At 42.5% G+C, this 2301-nt stretch carries 2 protein-coding genes and 1 pseudogene; 1 reads left to right on the forward strand and 2 read right to left on the reverse strand.

All coding sequences use genetic code 11. The features are described 5' to 3' along the window. Positions 1-130 precede the first annotated feature (130 nt). Together LC574_RS36310 and LC574_RS36315 are read right to left on the reverse strand one after the other, a co-directional pair. The gene (locus LC574_RS36310) at positions 131-526 is read right to left on the reverse strand and encodes a four helix bundle protein (protein WP_229458469.1); all 396 of its coding nucleotides are present in this window, start codon (positions 524-526) and stop codon (positions 131-133) included. Between the two features lie 76 nt (positions 527-602). Beyond that, a complete protein-coding gene (locus LC574_RS36315; protein WP_181932046.1) occupies positions 603-1388 on the reverse strand; it encodes an RNA polymerase sigma factor SigF in 786 nt (261 codons plus the stop codon). 337 nt (positions 1389-1725) lie between these two features. Here LC574_RS36315 and LC574_RS36320 point away from each other — a divergent pair. Further along, positions 1726-2295: pseudogene (locus tag LC574_RS36320) on the forward strand (Bax inhibitor-1 family protein); the annotation flags it as partial. Positions 2296-2301: the final 6 nt, after the last annotated feature.

Genomic DNA, 2301 nt, shown 5'->3' on the forward strand with positions numbered 1-2301 from the left:
GCCGTGGTCAGTGGGATATTGAAGTCCTAGACCGAGGGCCAAATATTGAGTTAGATATTCCTAATGGTGCAACCGTAGGTTCACCTCCGTAGGGATTGGGGGATGAGGGGGATGAGGGGGATGAGGGAGGTTAATGCTTAATTAGCCAAGGTGATGGTTTGTTAATTATATGTACTAGACCGCTTAGAACTTGGTTGTATGTACCATATAGTTCTCGACCTATTTCAATATTCATGTAGTTGCACTTAACAGCAAACTCAATCCAGGTCTGAGTTTCTGCTGACTCTGCCTCACAGTCATTCAACTTAGCCACAAAAGCAGCTTGATATCTTCTTTTACGCCATCCCTCAGCAAAATTAGCACAAACTGAACGTGATGAGCGACGAATTTGGTCAGTTAGTGAATAACGTTCCTCTACTGGAAACTTTTTTGATAGTTCAAAAATTATCATGGCTGAATCAAAAGCCATTTTATAAACTTCTAAATCCTTGTGATCTTTAATAACTCTTATACTGTTCTCCCTCATCTCCCCCTACTCCCTCATCCCCCTCATCCCCCTCATCTCCCTCATCTCCCTCATCCCCCTCATCTCCCTCAAATGACTACGATCCAGTTGGCATTACCTGTGGTTGTAAATAGCAAATCAAATCTTGGATTCCTTTTTGCAGATAGCGCGTTACTGTCATTGGACTAGTACCAATGTTTTTAGCAGCATCTTTGCGAGAAAGTTCTTTCAAAAATACCATTTCAACTGCCATGCGGGGCTTTTCTTCCAACATATTGATTGCGCCTTGGAGTTGTTGGCGTTCTTCTTCTTGTTGCAGAAGTACATGAGAACGAGGACAAGGAAGTGCCTCACCCAAGGTTATTTGGCAATCAACATAGTTAACTGCGGTTGCATCTAAACTCAAAGGCATCCGGTTTTGAGCAGCTAACTTGGTTTCTTGCCATTCTTGCACAGATACCCGAAGTTGGCTGGCAATTTCAGCATCCTTGGGCTGGCGACCTAAAGACATTGCCAAGTCCTTACGAATCTTTTGCCCTTCATTATATAATTCTTGCCAACGACGGGGAATTTTTAATAGAGTACTGCGATCGCGCAAAAAGTGCAGCATCTCACCGCGAATATATGGCACAGCAAAGGAACTAAAAGCGTATCCTTGGCTAGGATCGAAACGCTCAATTGCCCTAATCAAACCAAAATAACCGATTTGTTCTAAATCTTCATAAGGTTCATTACATTGATGGCTAAATTTATGAGCCATCTTCCGCACTAAGCCAGTATGTAACTGTACAAGTTTATTACGAAGTTTAATAGAAGGATTCTGGTGGTACAAGTGTAATAATTCTATACCATCAGTTCGTAAAGAGGACTCACTTGCTGCCATATACATTCCTTTGTTGTAACTCCTATTTCTGGGAAAATGGAGTTGCGTATATTTTCTTTTAAGCTGTCATTATTTTCCTTAGTTAGGGCAGAATAAGCCATCGTCGTTTCACTGAACTTGTCAGGGGTCGCACTTTACAATTCAGTATTTGTACGCATGATTTCGCTAATCTCTCTGTTGCAGGTTATGTTTGTTTTTTAAATAAAAATTTCAACCTTGGATAATCTTCTTTGTTTAGTTGTCTCCTACCTTACATAAGCCGTTCCTGGTTTCTTGCCCTAAATCTTGGTAAGAATAGAAATAGGCAGAACGTTTTCCTAAAAAACAGTTTTTCAATATGAGCAATACCAGTAATTTTCGTGAAGCTATCCGTGAGGCTAAATCTCACGCCCTCGTTGGCCCAAACGTAATCGCCAACGCCCTCCCCTACGTCGGTGGTGGATTGGTGCTAACTGCATTAGGAACCTACGGCGGTTTGGGAGTTATCCGTACTAACCCCGGAATATTCTTTCCCACCTTCATTGGTGCGGTGATTTTGGAGTTAATTTTGTTCTTTGTTGCCCAAAATGTTGCCCAAAAAGGTAATAAGGGTCTCGCACTACCCCTGCTGGCAACCTACAGCCTGTTGTCTGGATATACTCTCAGTGGCTTGGTATTTGTCGCTTTGAGATCCCAAGGAGTTGGCATTCAAGGCATTGGTTTAGCTGCCCTTGGTTGTGGCGTTACTTTTATTGCTGCCCGTCAAATTGGTTCAAATCTTTCTGAACAAGATGGCATGGCTTTGACGAAAACCATCAATCTCGGCGTTATCGCCTTGCTGGTTGTGTGCCTTGTCCAATTTGGGTTTGCCATGTTTGGAGTTTACACGCCAAATTGGCTAGAAATTGCCATCTCCGGTGTAGGAGTATAGATC

The organism is Nostoc sp. CHAB 5715 (assembly GCF_020829685.1).
Classification (GTDB): domain Bacteria; phylum Cyanobacteriota; class Cyanobacteriia; order Cyanobacteriales; family Nostocaceae; genus Nostoc.

Bases quoted from the DNA above. Each gene is read 5' to 3' on its own strand.
- LC574_RS36310 (WP_229458469.1), bottom strand. From the start codon at position 526: ATGAGGGAGAACAGTATAAGAGTTATTAAAGATCACAAGGATTTAGAA.
- LC574_RS36315 (WP_181932046.1), bottom strand. From the start codon at position 1,388: ATGGCAGCAAGTGAGTCCTCTTTACGAACTGATGGTATAGAATTATTA.